The 18,290-nt window shown below is 66.6% G+C and carries 16 protein-coding genes, 3 tRNA genes and 1 other RNA gene; 17 read left to right on the top strand and 3 right to left on the bottom strand.

What is annotated here, in order from left to right:
* The first annotated feature begins 5 nt into the window (after positions 1-5).
* The 3 genes from SR882_RS09505 (at position 6) to SR882_RS09495 (ending at position 290) form a co-directional block, all read left to right on the top strand.
* Positions 6-82, top strand: a tRNA-Pro gene (locus SR882_RS09505).
* A gap of 18 nt (positions 83-100) precedes the next feature.
* Positions 101-177 (top strand) — tRNA-Arg (locus SR882_RS09500).
* A gap of 37 nt (positions 178-214) precedes the next feature.
* Positions 215-290, top strand: a tRNA-His gene (locus SR882_RS09495).
* 99 nt (positions 291-389) lie between these two features.
* On the opposite strand, the gene SR882_RS09490 is transcribed toward SR882_RS09495, so the two are convergent.
* Together SR882_RS09490 and SR882_RS09485 are read right to left on the bottom strand one after the other, a co-directional pair.
* Positions 390-731, bottom strand: a complete 342-nt coding sequence (locus SR882_RS09490; protein ID WP_322521006.1) for an EscU/YscU/HrcU family type III secretion system export apparatus switch protein — start codon at positions 729-731, stop codon at positions 390-392.
* Positions 728-2,230: a flagellar hook-length control protein FliK gene (locus SR882_RS09485; RefSeq protein ID WP_322521005.1), complete on the bottom strand. Its 1,503-nt coding sequence runs from the start codon at positions 2,228-2,230 to the stop codon at positions 728-730. The genes SR882_RS09490 and SR882_RS09485 overlap by 4 nt, the downstream gene beginning before the upstream one ends.
* A 323-nt stretch (positions 2,231-2,553) precedes the next feature.
* Here SR882_RS09485 and SR882_RS09480 point away from each other — a divergent pair, with 323 nt between their 5' ends.
* From SR882_RS09480 to SR882_RS09440, 9 genes are all read left to right on the top strand, one after another.
* Positions 2,554-3,975, top strand: a complete 1,422-nt coding sequence (locus SR882_RS09480) for a sigma-54 interaction domain-containing protein (RefSeq protein WP_322521004.1) — start codon at positions 2,554-2,556, stop codon at positions 3,973-3,975.
* A gap of 90 nt (positions 3,976-4,065) precedes the next feature.
* Positions 4,066-4,419, top strand: coding sequence for a flagellar hook-basal body complex protein FliE (gene fliE, locus SR882_RS09475; RefSeq protein ID WP_322521003.1), 354 nt, complete (start codon positions 4,066-4,068; stop codon positions 4,417-4,419).
* Positions 4,420-4,469: 50 nt separating this feature from the next.
* A complete protein-coding gene (fliF, locus tag SR882_RS09470; protein ID WP_322521002.1) occupies positions 4,470-6,275 on the top strand; it encodes a flagellar basal-body MS-ring/collar protein FliF in 1,806 nt (601 codons plus the stop codon).
* Between the two features lie 6 nt (positions 6,276-6,281).
* Positions 6,282-7,322 (top strand): flagellar motor switch protein FliG, encoded by a 1,041-nt coding sequence (gene fliG, locus SR882_RS09465; protein WP_322521001.1) that lies wholly within the window; start codon positions 6,282-6,284, stop codon positions 7,320-7,322.
* Positions 7,309-8,178: a FliH/SctL family protein gene (locus SR882_RS09460; protein ID WP_322521000.1), complete on the top strand. Its 870-nt coding sequence runs from the start codon at positions 7,309-7,311 to the stop codon at positions 8,176-8,178. The genes fliG and SR882_RS09460 overlap by 14 nt, the downstream gene beginning before the upstream one ends.
* Positions 8,171-9,535 (top strand): flagellar protein export ATPase FliI, encoded by a 1,365-nt coding sequence (fliI, locus tag SR882_RS09455; RefSeq protein WP_407653315.1) that lies wholly within the window; start codon positions 8,171-8,173, stop codon positions 9,533-9,535. Before SR882_RS09460 ends, fliI begins: the two co-directional genes overlap by 8 nt.
* Positions 9,536-9,550: 15 nt before the next feature.
* Positions 9,551-10,018 carry a flagellar export protein FliJ gene (locus SR882_RS09450; RefSeq protein ID WP_322520999.1) on the top strand — a complete coding sequence of 156 codons (468 nt, stop codon included), beginning with the start codon at positions 9,551-9,553 and terminating at the stop codon, positions 10,016-10,018.
* On the top strand, positions 10,015-11,706 hold the full coding sequence (locus SR882_RS09445; RefSeq protein ID WP_322520998.1) for a flagellar hook-length control protein FliK: 1,692 nt from the start codon (positions 10,015-10,017) through the stop codon (positions 11,704-11,706). The genes SR882_RS09450 and SR882_RS09445 overlap by 4 nt, the downstream gene beginning before the upstream one ends.
* Before the next feature lie 415 nt (positions 11,707-12,121).
* Positions 12,122-12,445 (top strand): H-NS histone family protein, encoded by a 324-nt coding sequence (locus SR882_RS09440; RefSeq protein WP_058574532.1) that lies wholly within the window; start codon positions 12,122-12,124, stop codon positions 12,443-12,445.
* A gap of 105 nt (positions 12,446-12,550) precedes the next feature.
* On the opposite strand, the gene SR882_RS09435 is transcribed toward SR882_RS09440, so the two are convergent.
* On the bottom strand, positions 12,551-13,714 hold the full coding sequence (locus tag SR882_RS09435) for a tetratricopeptide repeat protein (RefSeq protein ID WP_322520997.1): 1,164 nt from the start codon (positions 13,712-13,714) through the stop codon (positions 12,551-12,553).
* A 467-nt stretch (positions 13,715-14,181) separates the two neighbouring features.
* On the opposite strand from SR882_RS09435, the gene rnpB reads away from it, so the two are divergent.
* The 5 genes from rnpB (at position 14,182) to SR882_RS09410 (ending at position 18,290) form a co-directional block, all read left to right on the top strand.
* Positions 14,182-14,539: RNase P RNA component class A (gene rnpB / locus SR882_RS09430), an RNA gene on the top strand.
* Positions 14,540-14,894: 355 nt separating this feature from the next.
* Positions 14,895-15,347 (top strand): division/cell wall cluster transcriptional repressor MraZ, encoded by a 453-nt coding sequence (gene mraZ / locus SR882_RS09425; protein ID WP_125197790.1) that lies wholly within the window; start codon positions 14,895-14,897, stop codon positions 15,345-15,347.
* Complete coding sequence (gene rsmH, locus SR882_RS09420; RefSeq protein WP_322520996.1) at positions 15,344-16,267, top strand: 16S rRNA (cytosine(1402)-N(4))-methyltransferase RsmH; 924 nt, start codon at positions 15,344-15,346, stop codon at positions 16,265-16,267. Before mraZ ends, rsmH begins: the two co-directional genes overlap by 4 nt.
* Positions 16,264-16,524: a cell division protein FtsL gene (gene ftsL / locus SR882_RS09415; protein ID WP_322520995.1), complete on the top strand. Its 261-nt coding sequence runs from the start codon at positions 16,264-16,266 to the stop codon at positions 16,522-16,524. The genes rsmH and ftsL overlap by 4 nt, the downstream gene beginning before the upstream one ends.
* Positions 16,521-18,290, top strand: a complete 1,770-nt coding sequence (locus SR882_RS09410) for a peptidoglycan D,D-transpeptidase FtsI family protein (protein ID WP_322520994.1) — start codon at positions 16,521-16,523, stop codon at positions 18,288-18,290. The genes ftsL and SR882_RS09410 overlap by 4 nt, the downstream gene beginning before the upstream one ends.

The following is an 18,290-nucleotide window of genomic DNA, read 5'->3' as shown; positions in this document are numbered from 1 at the left end:
GCGAACGGAGTGTAGCGCAGTCTGGTAGCGCACCTGGTTTGGGACCAGGTGGTCGGGGGTTCGAATCCCTCCACTCCGACCAGTGAATTAGCCGAAACTTGCGCCTGTAGCTCAACCGGATAGAGCATCGGCCTTCTAAGCCGAGGGTTGCGGGTTCGAGTCCTGCCGGGCGCGCCATAAGCGCACCTGCACGAACGGCAACTGCCTTTCGATGGTGACTGTAGCTCAGTTGGTAGAGCCCCGGATTGTGATTCCGGTGGTCGTGGGTTCGAATCCCATCAGTCACCCCACCATAGCCTTGAAAAAGCCCGCCTCACCTGGCGGGCTTTTTCGTGCCTGATCGCTTTTCCGCGCTGGTGCCGCATCAACTGGGCGCATCCCGGGGCAGGTCAACCGTCGTCCTTGTCGCCCTGTTCCCTGGCACGGCGCAGCACCTCCTCATGGCGGTCGTTGACGTAGAGCGCATAGCTCAATACCTCGGCGACGGCCCGGAAAAGTGCCTCGGGAATGTGCTCGCCCAGATCGATCTCGGCCAGCGCACGGGCGAGCATCGGGTCTTCGACGGCCGGTACGCCGGATTCCCGGGCCATCTCGATGATGCGGCGCGCCAGCTCGTCCTGCCCGGTCGCCACAACCTGCGGCACGTCGCTGCCGTCGTAGGACAGGGCAATCGCCCGCCGCGGGCCGGATGAGGGACGGCGGTGCGTGTCGCTCGGCTCCGGGTCGCTCATGCCTGCTCGCTCAGAAAGCCCTGCGGGGCGGAATCCCCGGCGGCCGCTGCGGTGTCGGGCTCCAGCCGGGCCTGTGCGCTCGCCGGCGGCGGGCCGGGGTGTGCCCCCAGCCGCCCGGGCGTGAAGCCGGCATCGGCCAACCCGCGGGCCAGGGTCGGGCGCGTGGTTTCCAGCACGGTCACCGTCGCCGGTTGATCGGCAAAGAGGTCGACGTCGATTTGCTCGCCCTGCATGACCAGCGCGGCATGCAGGGGGCCGAGTTGCGGCCATTCCATCGCCAGATCGATGCGCCAGCGCCCCCCGCCGCTTTGCGCCTCGCCCGAGTCATCTTCTTCCCGAATCGACAGACGCAGCGTGTGGGCCTCGTTGGCGAGTTGCAGCGGGATCTCCAGCAACCAGGTGGGCTGGTTGGGGCCGGTCTGGGTGCCGGCCGCTGCGCCGGCCGCACCCTGGGAGAGGGCGGTGGCCAGCTGACTGCGTTCGACCTGTTCGCCGAGGCGCTGCATGAATTCCAGAGTGGCCTGCCGGGTGGCCGGATCGCGGGGGGCCAGATCCGGCTGACTGCGCAGGCTGCGCGCGGCTTGTTGGAGCAGGGTGCCCAGTGGGGTTTCCATGAATCCTTGCCCCTGGCCGGCGGGCGCCGGCATCGGACCGCCCATGCCGGCGAGCGGGTTGGGTTGTGGGGCGGGATTGGTCGGTGTGGCCAGCCAGCCGGAGACCAGTCCCTGGATGAGCCGCGGTTCGCGCAGCGCCGAGAGCAGCGGCAGCAGCCCATTGAGCCCCGGCGGTATGGCCTGCGCTGGCGCCGTTGGCATGGCTTGCCCCGGGGCCGGGGCGTTCGCCGGAGCGGTTGGTTGGCTGCCCGTCGCGCTGGCCTGGGCGAATGCGGCGCGCAGCAGCGATTCGGTGGCTCCAGCCGCGCCACTCGATCGAGTGGCCTGAAAGACCGAGGCCGGGATCGGTGCGGCGTTGGTCCCGCTGGCCTGTTGGGGAGTCGACGAATTCGGCTGGGTTGCGGAGGCCGGGGCATTCGGCGCGCCCCCCGTTGCCGAGCCGCCCGACGCCTGAGCCGGGACGCCGGGAGGGGCGGTGGCTGCGGTGCCCGTGCCGGGACCGGCCGGTGACATCCCGGCAGCCGGGGCGGTATTCGAGGTGATATTCGGGGTGCCCACGCCGGGGGCTGGCAGACGGGCGAGCGCCTGCAGCAGGTTGCGGGTCAACTGCGCCTGATCGAGCCGACGCGGGTCAGGGGGAGGACCGAGTGGCCGCAGGTGAACCTGCTCGCCCAGTCTGGTGACCTCGAGATCGATGGCCTGGCCGGCTTTCAGCGGATGTTGGGTGGTGACCTGCAACTGTCCCCCGGCCACCGACAGCATCGCGCGCTCACCGGGGCGCGCATCCGACAGCGAAATGGCCGCCAGGCGCTGCCCCGTCTCCAGTCGGAGGACCGGCCCCGCGGTGGTCGTCTGACCGGGCTGTTCGACCTTGAGAATCTTCATGCGGGCTCCGGTCGGGGCGGTTGCCGGTCGTGCCGCGTTTCCCTGGGCACGTTCCCCGGCACGTCGAGGTTACCGACGATGGTAGGACGGGCCGGTGTCGCTCACAAGCCACAAGGGAGCGCACGGGATTTCATTGCGAGTGACAATGTTTTGACATGTCGCTGGGCGCGCGCTAATTTTCCCGGGAACTTTCGCGTTCGCCGATTGTCACCGCCGCCCGTTCGAGGGCCATGACGGGATGAGTGCGACAGTTTGCTCGGAAAAGCAAACAAAAAACAACAAGAATCGGCGGCACCCGACCGCCGAGGACCCAGGAGAAGAGCATGCCGCGGCCGCAACCCCTTTGCTGGATCGACAGCGAGGCGCCCGAGGCGTCGTTGCTGAAGGAGCAATTGACGCTGCTCGGTTTCGATACCCGCACAGGCCACCAGCCGCCCGGATCCGATGCGCCGATGTGCCGATTGACCTTCGCTGCCGAGGGCGCGATCGAGGCGACCGATTCGGCCACCCAGCCCCCGTGGGTGGTGATGGGTGAGCTTGACGGTGTCCCGCCCATGCCGCCGCAGGCCCAGCTTTCATGGCCGGTGTCGTTGGATACGCTGCAGGCCGTGCTCGCGCCGATGAAGAGCCGCTGGCACGGCGAGCGACTGCGTCATGAAAACCGCGGCCTGATCGGCAGCAGCCCCGCACTCGAGGGGCTGCGCCGCGAGGTGGCCCAGGTGGCGCCGACGGATGCCACCGTGCTGATCCTGGGCGAGACCGGCACCGGCAAGGAAGTGGTCGCGCGGATGATCCACATGCTCTCCGAGCGTGCCGACAAGCCCTTCGTGCCGGTCAACTGCGGGGCCATTCCCGGCGAGTTGCTCGAATCGGAATTGTTCGGTCACGAAAAAGGCGCCTTCACCGGCGCGATCAGCCAGCGCAAGGGGCGTTTCGAACTGGCGCAGGGCGGCACCATCTTTCTCGACGAGATCGGCGACATGCCGTTCTCCATGCAGGTCAAGATCCTGCGGGTGCTGCAGGAGCGCAAGTTCGAGCGCGTCGGCGGCAGCGCCTCGTTCGATGCCGACGTGCGCATCGTCGCGGCGACGCACCGTGATCTGCTCTCGATGGTCGACGAGGGCAAGTTCCGTCAGGACCTCTATTACCGTCTCAACGTCTTTCCCATCCAGACCCAGCCGTTGCGCGCACTGCGTGACGACCTGTCGGAGATCGCCGCGGCGCTGGTGGAGCGGCTGCACCGCGACGGCCGACCGGCGCCCACGCTGACCGATGCGGTGATCTCGGCGCTCAGCCAGCACGATTGGCCCGGCAATGTGCGCGAGCTGGCGAATGTGCTCGAGCGGATCGGCATTCTTGCGGGAGACCGCCCGGCCCGGGTCGCCGATCTCCCCGCGCATCTGCAGCACCTCGGCCCGTCGGAGCCCGCGCCCGAGCACTCGGCTGAGGCATCCACCGATCAGTCGGCAGCGGTGGCGCGAATGGACCCGGACCCGCGCAGCATCTGGTCATTGACCGAGAACATCGGCCCGCGACTGCCGCTGACCCCGGAGGAGGTCGAAGACTGCGACCTGACGCTGCCGGACGACGGCATTTCGCTGAAGTCGCAGCTCGAGGCGATTGAGCAGGCCTGGATCCAGGCGGCGTTGACACAGGCCGACGCCGTGGTCGCGCGTGCGGCACGTCTGCTGGGGATCCGTCGCACCACCCTCGTCGAGAAGATGCGCAAGTACCAGATCGGTTGACGCTCCTGCCCCCCGACTTCGAACGGAACTGGCACGGGTCCTGCTAGAGACTGACGCAAGTCAATTCGCGACAGTCAACGAGGTGGGTCCATGAGCGGCAACGACATGTCAGTCGATCAGATCCTTTCCCAGATGCAGCAGCTGCGTACCCAGGCCACGCAGCGCCCGGCGGGTCCGGAAGCGATCAATCCCGCCGCGCAGGGCGTCAACGAAGTCGAGCGCAGCAATTTTGCCGATGCCCTGACCCAGGCGGTCGGGCAGGTCAACGAGGCGCAGCAGACCACCGGCGATCTCAAGAACCGCCTGCAGGCGGGTGACGATCAGGTGACGCTCACCCAGGTCATGCTCGCCTCGCAGCGATCTTCCGTGGCCTTCGAGGCCACCCTGCAGGTGCGCAACAAACTGGTTCAGGCCTACGAAAAGGTCATGAACATGCCGTTGTAATGCCTCGCTCTCCCGCGTCCCCCGTACTTTCCTGATTCGGACATAACGTCATGGCCCAAGGTTCAGCTATCACCACCACTCCGACCGGCAGCGGCGAGAGCCCGCGCTGGATTCGGCAGATGGATGCATTCACGCAGTCGTCAAGTTTCCGTCAGTTGTTGCTGCTGATTGCATTGGCGGCGGTGATCTCGTTCATGGTCGGCTTCTTTCTGTGGGGAAGCGGCAAATCGATGGTCCCCCTGTACCAGTCACTGGATGCCCAGGCGTCGGCCGAAGTGGTCGACGCCCTCAAGGCCGCGGGCGAGCCGTACGAGCTGGCAAACAACGGTACCGTGATGGTAGGGGCGGACCGGTTACCCGAGATCCGCATGCTGATGGCCCAGCAAGGCCTGCCGGGCGGCGATGGCGTCGGGCTCGAGATGCTCAATCAGGACCAGTCGCTGGGCACCAGTCAATTCATCGAGCAGGCGCGTTACCAGCGTGCCATCGAGACCGAGCTGGCCCGCTCCATCCAGACCATCGGTGCGATCCGTGCCGCCCGCGTGCACATTGCCCAGCCCGAGAAGTCGGTGTTCGTGCGGGATCGCAAGACGCCGACCGCCTCGGTCGTGGTGGACATCAAGGGCGGCAGCACTCTTGGTCGTAGCCAGGTCAACGGCATCGTCCACCTGGTTGCTTCCAGCATCAACGACCTGTCCCCCGAGAATGTCAGCGTGGTCGACCAGAGCGGCAACCTGCTGACCAACCAGGGCGACGATGCCGCGGGCATGGGGCTGACCAGCCGCCAGTTCCAATACCGCCAGAATCTTGAACAGGCCTACGCGCGTCGGATCGAGTCGTTGCTCGCGCCGATCGTCGGTTCGGACCGCGTCCGCGCCCAGGTGTCCGCGGAGATCGATTTCTCCCGTCGCGAGGGCACCAGCCAGACCTATGGTCCCGACGAGGGTGTCCTGCTCAGTGAGCAGGTCAACGAGACCGTCCGCTCGCTGGGTGGTGGGCAAGGTGTCGTGGGCGTGCCGGGGGCGATCGCCAACCAGCCACCGGGGGGTGGCGTGGTCAATCCGGACGGTGGCGATGGCGGACTCGCTCCGCCGCAGGATCTGACCGTCGAGGAATTCCAGACCCTGGTGCAGACCCCCATCGACAGCGACCGCAACGAGACGCGCAACTACAACGTCGATCGCAATATCGAACACACCCAGTTCGCCAGTGGACAGATCGAAAAGCTCAGCGTCGCCGTCTTGCTTGACGAGAACGCCACCGGCGGCGGTGCCCCGGCCGATGCCGATGCCGAGGACGAGGCGGCCGCCGAAGCCGCCGCCCAAGCTGCCGCCGAGGCCCGAACCGAGCGCCTGGAACAGATGCGAGCGCTGGTGGCCCAGTCCGTGGGCATCGACGAGGCTCGTGGCGATCAGGTCACCCTGAGCACCTTCGCGTTCGTCGACCAGGACATCGAGCCGGTGACCACGCCGGTCTGGGAGCAGGGCTGGTTCTGGAGCACCCTGAAGAATGCCGGCATTGGCCTGGCGATGCTGCTGGTGTTCCTGCTGGTGGCCCGACCGCTGCTCAAGATGCTCGCCGAAAGTCGTCGCGAGCGCGTCGCCACGTCGACCGAGCTCAGCGATCAGTCCGGACAGCAGCAGGGCCCGCAGTACACTATGCCGACGCAGTACCCGGACGAGCGCCGCGCCAAGGGCGAGGAAGAGGAATACGACGAGGACGACCTCTCCAACGTGCCCGAGCTGATCGGTAACGCCAGCTACACCGACAAGCTGCGCCAGCTGCGCAAGAGCGTCAACCACGATCCCAAGGCGGTCGCTGCCGTCATCAAGCAGTGGACCCACGAGGAGAACTGATTTCCCATGGCCCAGGCACCCAACACCAACCTCCCGCAGGAAAGCCCGCTCGTCGGCCTCAAGGGGCCGGAAAAAGCGGCCATTCTGATGATGGCGCTGGGTGAAGAATCCGCGGCGCACATCTTCGGTCAACTCGACCCGCGCGAGGTGCAGAAGATCGGTCAGGCCATGGCGGTTCTGAAGAACGTCACCCGTCCGCAGATCCAGGCGGCGCTCGACGAGTTCTCCGACGACCTGGAGAACCAGACCGGTCTCGCGCTGGGCTCGAACGACTACATCCGTAACGTGCTCAACCGGGCGCTGGGCGAAGACAAGGCGGCGGGCCTGCTCGAGCGGATCTCGTCGCAGGGCAACCGGCGCAACCTCGAGTTTCTCAAGTGGATGGACGCGCGTTCGATCGCCGAGATCATCCGCTACGAGCACCCGCAGATCATCGCGATCGTGCTGTCGCACCTGGAAAGCGACCAGGCAGCGGAGATCCTGCAGATGCTGCCGGAGAACACCCGCACCGACATCGTCCTGCGGATCGCCCACCTCGAGGGGGTATCCCCCCAGGCCCTCGAGGAGCTCGACGACATCATGGAGCGTCAGGCGTCCGGCACCCAGGGTGGCAAGTCGTCCAAGGTCGGTGGGGTCAAGATTGCCGCCGGCATCATGAACTTCCTCGAATCCAATGTGGAAGAGGAGCTGATGGGACGCGTCAAGGAGACCGACGAAGAGCTGGGCGTCCAGATCGAGGACCTGATGTTCGTCTTTGCCAACCTGGTCGATGTCGAGGACCGCAGCCTGCAGGTTCTGCTGCGCGAGGTCCCGGCCGACAAGCTCCTGCTGGCGATGAAGGGCGCGGATTCCGAGCTCAAGGAAAAGATCTTCGGCAACATGTCGCGTCGGGCCGCCGAGATGATGCGCGACGACCTGGAGACCCTCGGCCCGACGCGCCTGGCCGACGTGGAGGCCGCGCAGAAGGAAGTCCTGCAGGTTGCCCGTCAGCTTTCCGACGAAGGCAAGATAGCCCTGGGCGGTGGTGGTGGCGATGAGTTCATCTGACGAGTCGCCGACCCTCACCCGCCCGCTGGATGCCTCGGACTGGTCGGAGCTGGTGGGTGCCTGGGAACTGCCGGATTTCAGCGCCGCGCCCGCCGACGAGCCGGCCTACGAGCTCGACCCGGCGACGGCCGAGGAGCTTGCCGAGGCGCGTGCCGAGGCCGAGCAGCGCGGTTACGAGGCGGGCCTGCAGAAGGGCCGCGATGCCGGCTACCAGGAAGGCATGGCCGCGGCCCGCGAGGAGATCGAGAGCGTCGAGAACCGCCTGCGTGGCTGGCTGTCGCATCTCGAGCGCCCCCTGGCCCTGCTCGACGACGAGGTCACCGAGCAGCTCACGGCACTGGCCACCCAGATCGCGCGCGTCATGGTGGCTCGCGAGGTGCAGGCGGACAACAGCGGTTTGCCGTCGATCGCCCGCGAGGCCCTCGCGGCCCTGCCGGTTTCGGCCCGAGCGGTGATCCTGCGTTGCGCGCCGGCGGACGAGACGGCATTGCGTGAGTTGATCGATGACTCGCGCTTCGAGACGCTCGACCTCAAGCCCGATCCGACCGTCACCGCCGGCGGGGTGGTGGTCGAGTCGGGTGATGCCCGGGTGGATGCCAGTCTGGCCAACCGCTGGGCGGCGACGCTCGATCACCTGATCGGCCGGGTCTACCCCGGCCCGGACCAGCCGGTTCCCGACGACGCGGCCGCCCGTTCCGGGACGGACCGCTCCGATCGGGGCGATCAGCTGGCGGGGCAAGCGCGGGAGGCCGGAGAATCGGACGCCGCCGTGGATGCGGAGGCCAGCGCGCGCACGGATGCCAAGCCGGCGCCCGAGGCCGATGACCCCCAGTCGGAGGAGCACCGTGATGACTGACCCCGGACTGCGTGACCCGAACACCGATGTGTCGCTGAACTGGGCGAGACGCCTGATGGGCACGACCGCCCGGGTGGATGCCCCGGCAGCGGCCTCGGAGGGGCGGATCGTGCGTGTCGTGGGGCTGGCGCTCGAGGCGCGCGGTCTGTCGGCGCTGATCGGCGATCAATGCGAGGTGACCGACCCGCAGGGGCGGCGCTTCGAGGCCGAGGTGGTCGGGTTTGCCGAGGAGGCGACCTACCTGATGCCGCTGGAGACCACCCAGGGCGTCGGTCCCGGCTGCCGGGTGAAGAACCTCGGCACGGCCAGCCGCGTGCCGATGGGCGAGCAATTGCTCGGGCGGGTGCTCGATGCCCGCGGTCGTCCGATCGACGACGGCGAGCGCCTGACCGGCGATGCGTCGGTCAATCTGCACGGTCGACCGATCAACCCCCTCAAGCGTCGCGAGATTACCGAACCGCTCGATGTGGGCGTGCGGGCGATCAACGCCCTGATGACGGTCGGGCGCGGTCAGCGCATGGGCATCTTTGCCGGCTCGGGCGTCGGCAAGAGCGTGCTGCTCGGCATGATGACCCGCTACACCCGCGCCCAGATCATCGTGGTCGGCCTGGTCGGCGAACGGGGGCGCGAGGTGGCCGAGTTCGTCAGCGAGATCCTGGATGACGAGGCGCGCCAGCGCGCCGTCGTCGTGGCCGCACCGGCCGACAGCTCCGCCCTGATGCGCCTGCACGGAGCGAACCTGGCTAGCTCGATCGCCGAGCATTTCCGCGATCAGGGCTTCGACGTCCTGTTGCTGATGGACTCGCTGACCCGTTACGCCCAGGCCCAGCGCGAGATCGGGCTGGCGATCGGTGAGCCGCCGGCGACCAAGGGCTATCCGCCGTCGGTGTTCGCGCACCTGCCCCGGCTGGTCGAGCGGGCCGGCAACAGCGAAAGCCGCCAGGGCAGTCTCACCGCCTTCTACACCGTGCTGGTCGAGGGTGACGATCTTAACGATCCGGTGGCCGATGCCGCCCGGGCGATCCTGGATGGGCACATCGTGCTGTCACGCGAGATCGCCGAGCGCGGCCGGTTCCCGGCGATCGACGTCGAGGCCTCGATCTCCCGGCTGATGCCCAAGCTGGTCGACCCGGATCATCTATCCTTGATGAGGCGATTCAAGGAGTTGGCGGCCACCTACCGCGAGAATCGCGACCTGATCGCGGTGGGCGCCTATCGCCGGGGTCAGGATGCGCGGCTGGATCGGGTGATCGATATCCAGCCCGACCTCGAGGCGTTCCTGTCGCAGTCGATGGACCAACCGGCCGACATGGCATCCAGCATCGATGCCCTGGTCGACCTGTTGCACTCGGCGTGAAGGGGGTAAGCAATCATGAGTGACACACAGCGACTCAAGTCCCTGGGCAATGCCGGCCGAGTCATGAGTCATCAGGCCGACCTGGCCAGCCGTCGTCGTCGCGAGGCGCAGGGCGAACTGGACGCGCAGCGCCAGCGTCTTGCCGACCTGGAAGGCTATTTCACCGAATACACCAACAATCTGGGCTTTGCCGCCGAGGGGCGCAACCGCGCCTTTGCGCTGCAGAATTATCGTCAGTTCATGGCCCGGATCGAGGAGACCATCGAGCACCAGCGCAAGGTGGTCCGGGACTTGGAAGAGCAACTGAGCAAGCGGGCGAACGACTCCCGAGAGGCGCATGCGCGCAATGAATCGGTCGACCGTCTTAGCCAGCGCTACCGCGACTCGATCCGGCGGCGAGCCGACCGGGCCGAGCAACAGGTGATGGATCAGCACGGCGCGGCCAAGGCCGCGCGCGGGGGCGGAACAGGGGGAATGCAATGAGTCAGATCGGTGAAGGCAAGGCGACGATCGAGTCGCTCGGTCGCCTGCTGGGCAATGCCGACGGCAAGGCCGGACGGCTTGCTGCGGGTCTGGGTGGCAGCACTGGGCGCGAGGAGTTCGCGCGCCTGATGGCCTCCGCGCAGGGGCGCTTCAAGGCGGACGGTGAGGGCGGTTTGTCGCGCGGTGCGGCCGCCGCGCCGGAGAGTCTGGCGGCGGCCGAGCAAGGTGTCGGCGGACGAGGGGGCGATCTCGAGCAGGCATTGGCGGGGTTGGCCGATCAACTGGCCCAGCTGCGCGACGCGCTTGCCGGTCGCTCGCAGGGTCTGGCCCAGTCGGGTGAAAACACCGCCACCGAGATGGCTGGCGATATCCAGTCGGCACTGGACGAGTTGGCCGGGCTGCTCGATGGTCGTGGCGGCCGCCTGAACGGTGCACCGGCAGACGGCAGGGCGCTGGGCCAACGGGATGGCTCGGGCAACCACTTGTCTATAACGGCGGACGGCGATTGGCGTGGTGGTGATGGGGGCATCGATGGCTTGGCTGGCGGTTCCTCTGAACCTGCCGGTGGGGGGCGGGATGATCTGATGGCCGGGCTGGGCGATCAGCTGAACGAGCTGGCCGATGCCCTGACCCAGTTGCGCCAATCGACTGACAACGCCGGTTCGCCATCATCGCAGGCATGGCAAGGATTGGCGGAGCGCCTGGCCGCCCTGCGTGAGGGTTTGGCCGATGCCCAATCCGAGAGCGGTGCCATGCCCGCGGGCCTGCTGGGGCAGTTGCAGGCACTTGAGCAAGTCGTGCGCCGAGCCGAATCCGCCGCGAGTGGCGAGGCGCGGGGCGCCCAGGGTCTAGCGGCGTCCCAAGGTGAGGCGCACACATCGTGGGATGGCTTTCTGCGCTTTGCGGAAAATGGCCGCCGCTCGGCCGGCTCGAGCGAGTCGACCCGCTTGGTCGGTGGGGCTGGTGGTGAGGCAGCGCGTGACGCCGATTGGACCGGTGGTCCGGTGAGTGCGGCCCTGGGGTTGACCGGTCGCGAACCATCCCAGACGCAGCGCGAGCGGGCGCCGCTCACCCACTGGTCGTCGCTAAACGGGTTGGAGGGACGCCAGGCGCGTTCCGAGGCGGAGCTGGCGTCGGGCAACGCCCAGACTACCTCGGCGGGCCTGGGTGCCAGCGCGGCGTCGATGTCGTCCGGCGGTAGCCCGGCCGGGGGGATATTCACGGGACAGGCCGCGGCCGGCACGCCCAATCCACAGATGCCGGCGCAACTGGGCCAGCAGGTCCAGTGGATGGTCGGCAAGGGCATCTCCAAGGCCAGTATTGAGTTGAGGCCCGCAGACCTGGGTCCATTGAAGATTGCCATCGAGACCCAGGGCGACGAGACCCGTATTGCCTTGACGGCCAGCAATGCCACCGCACAGGGTCTGCTCGAACAACAACTGCCTCGCCTGAAGGAATGGCTGCAGGAAGCGGGCCTGGCCAATAGCGAAGTCGAGGTCGACCTTGGCCAGGAAAGCGATTTTGGTCAGCAACTGGCCGATGCCGACGATGAGGGCCAGGGCGGCGCAGGCGGCCAGGCCGGCGATGGTACTCAAGCCGGCCAGACGGCCATGATGGGCGCCGACGGAACGGATGGCCTGGATGAGGAATCGACCCAGGGGCGCCTGGTCCTCGACCTCTTTGCCTGATCAATCGGTCGTCGAGCGGCTGGCGCCGGGTCTTGACGTCGCCGGTCAGCTGACACTCTGAGATAAGACAGATCGTTCCGTTATTTAAGGGGTCGCCTTGCGGCCCCTTTTTGCTATCTGGCGGGTACGTACTTAATGCATTTTGTCGTGACAATGGCCGTCCCAAGCGAAAACGAGTGGCGGGCCATTCCGAGGTTTTTCGATGCGGAGAAGGTTTCGGCGAAACCTTTCTGGTAATTGTGGGGTTTTTTTCGGGATAGGGGTTATGCCTCGGCAGGCGTTGACCTGTTTGTTTTAATGGGCTAGATTCCCGATGCATTGGGCCGGGCCATGGAAAGCGCGGCTTTCTCCGGAAAGAATGTTGATTCGAGTGAATCCCATTCCGCCCATTACTTTTTCAGGGGTACCTATCCAGATGAGTCAATTCGACGTAAAAAACCTTTCCGCCGACGAACTGAAGAAACTGGTCAATGACGCCGAGCAGGCCCTGCGCGAGCGCAGCAAGCAGCGCGTCATGGAATTGCGCCGCGAAGCCGAGGCGCTGGCCAACGAGCTCAATACCTCCGTGGCCGACATCTTCGGCCTGGAAAAGGGCAGTAAGCAGGCGGGCAAGAAGTTGCCGGCCAAGTACATGAACCCGGCCAATCCGTCGCAGACCTGGTCGGGTCGCGGCAAGCGCCCCAACTGGCTCGTCGATGAACTCAACAAGGGCAAGAAGCTCGAAGACTTCCGCATCTGAATCGTTGACCCCGGCGCTTGACCGGGATTTGGTGAATCTTCTCGATGATTCGATCGAAAAGAAAAGGCCCTGCCAAACGGCAGGGCCTTTGTTTATGCGGTCCGATTAGCCTTTCTGCCTGATACGTTGAACGAGCCATTCCGGTGGTCGATCGATTTTATCCAGGCAGTGCCGGGCGGCACGGTCGATCACGCCATGCTCGTGGTAAAGCCCCTCCTTCTCGGCCCATGCGCGCACGTCCCCTTCGAGGATGCCGTGGTGTTTTGCCACGCTGATTAGCTGAACCACCCCGTCACGGTGCCATTTTGCCTGCGCCTGGCTTTTCTCCTGTTGGCTCTCGGCGACGGCGACCGAGGCGGCGGCAATCAATGGCGCACTCTCGTCCTGGCGGGCCGAATCGCTTCCCAGCAGCCGCGCGGCCAGTGGGCAGGTGACTTCGGCAGGGGCCCGCAACGACAGCGCGGCCGTGAACGCGACCAGCAGTCGTTGCGGGTCATTGCCGGCCTGGTCGACGAGCCGGTTGAGTACCGTGCGGTAGTCGCCGGCGCGGACCATCAGGGCTAGGCCGCGTTCGCGCTGTTCGGGGTCGAGTTGGTTGCCGAGTCGATCGAGAACCCGCTGCCAAAGCCCCAGGCGTGTCTCGTCGAGCCATGGTGAGAGAATCTCCACGGCCTCTTCGGCGCCGCCCTGTTCGACCAGTTGTTCGATCAGTATGTCGGCCGCCTGTTCCAGCCAGGCCGGGTCGTCGCAGCGGGCGGCCGTTTCCACGGCCTGTGTCAATGGTGGGATGGCCTTGAACAGGCTGCCCTGACGACGGAGCAGGGTGGCCAGGTCCAGGTGCGCCTGGGTGGCGAGTTCCGGCGGCAGCGCGGCGAATTCCGGGTGGCCGACCAGATCGCGAAGTCGTGTGATCGCCTCGGCCACCTCGCCCCGTGCGGCCAGGGCCAGGGCCAGGGTATGCATCAAGCCGGCGTCCCAGGCCTCGGTCAGCAATCCTCCGGCCAGGTCGCTGGCTTCCTGCAGTCGTCCCTCGCCGATCAGGGTCACGGCGAGACCGTCACCGATCTCGAATCGTCGCGGGTCACGGCAATGACGCATCCAGTCCAGCAGCCACGGCAGTTCGTCACGAACGATACGGTCGGTCTGCCAGGCCTGCTCGTAGTACCAGTCGATGACGTCGGCGGCCTGAGCGCAGTCCACCGGACTGGTGGCCGGTTCGGTCATTTGGCGGCGCAGGGTATCGAGGGCGGCGGGGAGCGATTCGGGCATGGCTGGGCTCGAGCAAAGGGGGGGATCGGATCGAATTCGGCGTTCGAAGTCTACCCGACTCCCCCATGGATGACGGGAGTCGAATCACGCTCGCCTCGACACCGGCTGCGGTTTCTTCAGGAAGGTCTGCGCGAATAGCCAACCTCTCTGCGGGTCGCCAGGCGTCCAGGTGCAAGGCGCAGTGCGCTGCCCAATGGCCATAGTCATTGGCAAGCGCTGCAACACCGCAGATGGGCGCCTGGCGGCCCGTTCCGGCCTCGCTGTTGCTCGGCGCTTCCCGGGCTGCGGCGTGCCACTGGCACGCCGTTCCGGGTCGCCCTGCGGGGCTTGCCGGCTTGCCCGCCCTCGGTGTTGCCGATTCTCGCCGGGCAATGAGCCCGCCTTCGAATCGACGCCTTGATGGCGAACAAGCCGGTAAGCCAGAGGGGTTGGCTATTCGTGCAGACCTTCCTTTATACTCCGCCGCCGGAGTTGGCCAGATTGTCGCGGCGTTCCTTAGTGAACGTCGAGGAAAGTCCGGGCTCCATAGGGCACGGTGCCAGGTAACGCCTGGGCGGCGCGAGTCGACGGAAAGTGCAGCAGAGAGTAGACCGCCGATGGCCGCAGCAATGCGGCACAGGTAAGGGTGAAAGGGTGCGGTAAGAGCGCACCGCACGCGTGGTAACACGTCGTGGCACGGTAAACCCCACCGGGAGCAAGGCCAAATAGGGGAACAATGGCGTGGCCCGCGCTGTTCCCGGGTAGGCTGCTCGAGCGCGACGGTGACGTCGCGCCCAGATGAATGGCAATCCACGACAGAACCCGGCTTACCGGCTGACTCCACCCCATTTTGTGTTTCCGGCGGAACGGTCCCGTTCCCGTCGGCGGACGCGGCGGATCGCCGCCTTGCCGTTACCGCGGACAAGCGCGACTCCACCCCGCGCCATCCGCCCCCGATTTTCTCCCACTTTCCCCCACCGGCACTCCGGTGCGCCGGGATGCGGCTGCTCGCATCCTCGTGCGCTTTGTTATCTATGCGCGGTAACCCCCTGTTTTTATCTGGAAACAGCGTCTCGACTTCCCTCTCTTTGTTGGCTAACTCCTTGTGGTCAAAAGAAAAATGCCGCCATTTGCTTGATAGCCCTGTTGGCTGGGGCTATAGTGCGCGCAGGTGTAGAAAAGTGGGAAAAAGTGGGAAAAAGTGTTCCGAGGCATCACCAACCTGAATCTCGACGCCAAAGGTCGCCTGGCCATGCCCACGCGTCATCGGGAGGCGTTTGCCCAGGATGAGAACCAGCTGATCCTCACTATCGACACGCAGGAACACTGTCTCCTTATCTACCCGCTGGCGACCTGGCTGGAAATCGAGAAGCAGATCGATGCCCTGCCGTCGTTCAACAAGACCGCCAACCGCATCAAGCGGATGCTGATCGGTCACGCCACCCAGGTCGAGTTCGACTCGGCCGGTCGCATCGTCATTCCCCCCGCGCTGCGCGCCCACGCGAAGCTGGAAAAGCCGGCCGTGCTGGTCGGGCAGGGCAAAAAGCTCGAGCTCTGGTCACAGCCGCTCTGGAGCCAGATGACCGAGGAGTTCCTCGATCAGTCCGACGAGGACGACCAATTGCCCACGGCCCTGGAGACCCTGTCGCTATGACGGTCGATGCCAGCCACGACACGGTGCTGCGCGACGAGGCGGTCGATAACCTGGTCACCGACCCGGCCGGCACCTACGTGGATGGCACCTTCGGTCGCGGTGGCCATAGCCGCGCCATTCTGGCGAAGCTGGCGGCAAAAGGGCGACTGGTCGGTTTCGATCGCGATGCCGAGGCGGCGGACAGTGCGGCCCGGCTCGCCGACGAGGATGCGCGCTTCTCCTTTATCAAGGCCTCCTTTTCCGGTTGGGGTGAGGCCCTTGCCGAGCACGGCGTCGACCAGCCGGTGGACGGCGTGATGTTCGATCTGGGCGTGTCCTCCCCGCAGCTCGACCAGGCCGAGCGCGGCTTTTCGTTCCGCTTCGACGGTCCGCTGGACATGCGGATGGATCAGAGCCACGGGCCGTCGGCGGCCGACTGGCTGGCGGTCGCCGAGGAAGAGGAGATCCGCGACGTGCTGTTTCGTCTGGGCGAGGAACGCTTCGCCCGCCGGATCGCCGCCGGTATCGTCGCTCGGCGCGAGCAGGCCCCGCTGACCCGTACCACCGACCTGGTCGATTGCGTCGTCGCCGCCATCCCCAGGCGCGACCCCAACAAGCATCCGGCCACCCGCACCTTTCAGGCGATCCGGCTCTATATCAACAAGGAACTCGACGAGATCACCCAGGCCCTCGAGCAGGCGCTCGAGCACCTCGCGCCGGGTGGTCGGCTGGTGGTGATCAGCTTCCATTCGCTCGAGGATCGGATCGTCAAGCGTTTCATCCGCGATCACAGCACGGCCGGCAAGGATTTCTTCGGCAACCCGGTCGGCGAAGTGGCGCTCAAGAAGGTCGGCAAGGCCATTCGTGCCGGCCGCGAGGAAACCGCCCAGAACCCGCGTGCACGCAGCGCGATCATGCGGGTCGCGGAGCGTGCGTCATGAGGGCGCTCAATCTCTTCTTGCTGGTGCTGGTCGTCGCGAGCGCGCTCGCGGTGGTGGTGCTGGTGGCCGAGGATCGTCGACTGACCCAGCAGATCGCCGTGGCGCGTGACGGCATCGAACGTCTTGATGGCACCTATGCGGAGCTGCAGCTCGAAGAAGGCACGTTGACCGCCCAGGGGCGGATCGAACGGATCGCGACCGAGGAGCTCGGCATGCGCCCGCCGGCCGAGGACCAGATCACGGTGGTGTTCCGATGAACGCGGCCTGGGCATTCATCACCCGTTGGGCCACCTGGCTGGGCGTGCGTTGGCGCGCTGGCGTCGTGTTGATGGTGTTCGCGTTCGCGGCCACGATGCTGCTCGGCCGGGCGGTGCAGTTGCAGGTCACTGAACGGGATTTCTATGCCGAGCAGGGCGGCGACCGTCAGCAGCGCGTCCAGACCATCGCGGCCCATCGCGGCATGATCACCGATCGCCATGGCGAGCCGCTTGCCATCAGCGTGGCCATGCACGCGATCTGGATCGACCCCAAGGTGATCGGCACCCACCCCGAGGCCGTCACCAGGCTGGCGGACATGCTCGACCAGCCGGCCGCCGAATTGCAGCGGCGGGTGCGCGAATACGGCTCGCGTCGTTTCCTGTACGTCGCTCGCCAGGTGCGCCCGAGCCTGGCCGAGACGGTGCGTGCCGCCAAGCTGCCGGGTGTGGGGCTCAAGCGTGAATACAAGCGTTTCTACCCGACCGCGGATGTCACCGCCCCGCTGCTGGGCTTTGCCAACATCGACGACGAGGGGTTGGCCGGCATCGAACTGAGTTTCGATCAGCTGCTCGCCGGCACCCCGGGCAAGCGCCGCATCCTCAAGGACGGCGATGGCCGCGAGATCGTCGACCTGGGCGTGGTTCAGGCCGCGCGGCCGGGGCAGGACCTGGCGCTTTCCATCGATCGGCGGCTGCAGTACCTCGCCTATCGGGAGCTGTCGCGTGCGGTCGAGGAGCACGAGGCACTGGCCGGCTCGGCCACCCTGATGAACGTGGCCACCGGCGAGGTGCTGGCCATGGCCAGCGCGCCGTCGTTCAACCCCAACAACCGGGCCAGCATCGACCCGTCGCTTACCCGTAATCACGCGATTGTCGACCAGTTCGAGCCGGGGTCGACGGTCAAGCCCTTTACCGTGGCCGCCGCGCTGGCCAGCGGCCGCTGGCAGCCGGCCGACACCGTCGATACGGCCCCCGGCTACCGCCGGGTTGGCGGCTTTACCATCCACGATCATCGTAATTACGGCACGCTGGACATGACCGGCCTGCTGGAGAAGTCGAGCAACGTTGGCGCGAGCATGCTGGCCGAGGATATCGGCGCCCAGGCCATCTGGAGCAGTTATCGGGGGCTGGGCTTCGGGCAGGTCACCGGAGTGGGGTTCCCGGGCGAGGCCTCCGGCTCGCTCAGCCTGTGGCGCGATTGGCGGGTGGCCGACACGGCCGCGCACAGCTACGGCTACGGACTGGCGGTCACGCCGTTGCAACTCGCCTCGGCCTATGTCGCCCTGGCCAATGACGGCCAGTTCGTGGTGCCCAGCCTGTTGCGTCGGGACGGTCCACCCGAAAGCCGGCCGGTGTTCGATCCCGATGTGGCCGACCGCGTGGTCGGCATGTTGCGTTCCGTGGTCTCGCCCACCGGCACGGCACCCGAGGCCGCCGTGACCGGCTTCCAGATCGCCGGCAAGACCGGCACGGTGCGACGCCTGGGCGAGGGCGGCTACTCCCGTACCGATTACAACACCGTCTTTGCCGGCGTGGCCCCGGCCAGCGATCCGCGGCTCGCGCTGGTGGTCGTCTTGCATCGGCCGAGTGCCGGCAGGGTCTACGCCGGCGATGTCGCCGCGCCCGTCTTCCAGCGGGTGATGAGCGGCGCGCTGCGCATGCTCAATATCCGCCCGGACAACCTGCCGGAACTGCCAGCCGGGCAGATTGCCGGCGATCTGCCGTCCGTGGTGGCCGATTCCACCCGAACTCGGGAGGCTGGCTGA

It is taken from the genome of Guyparkeria halophila, assembly GCF_034479635.1.
GTDB classification, from domain to species: domain Bacteria; phylum Pseudomonadota; class Gammaproteobacteria; order Halothiobacillales; family Halothiobacillaceae; genus Guyparkeria; species Guyparkeria halophila.
This window is presented reverse-complemented; position numbering and strand designations above follow the sequence as displayed.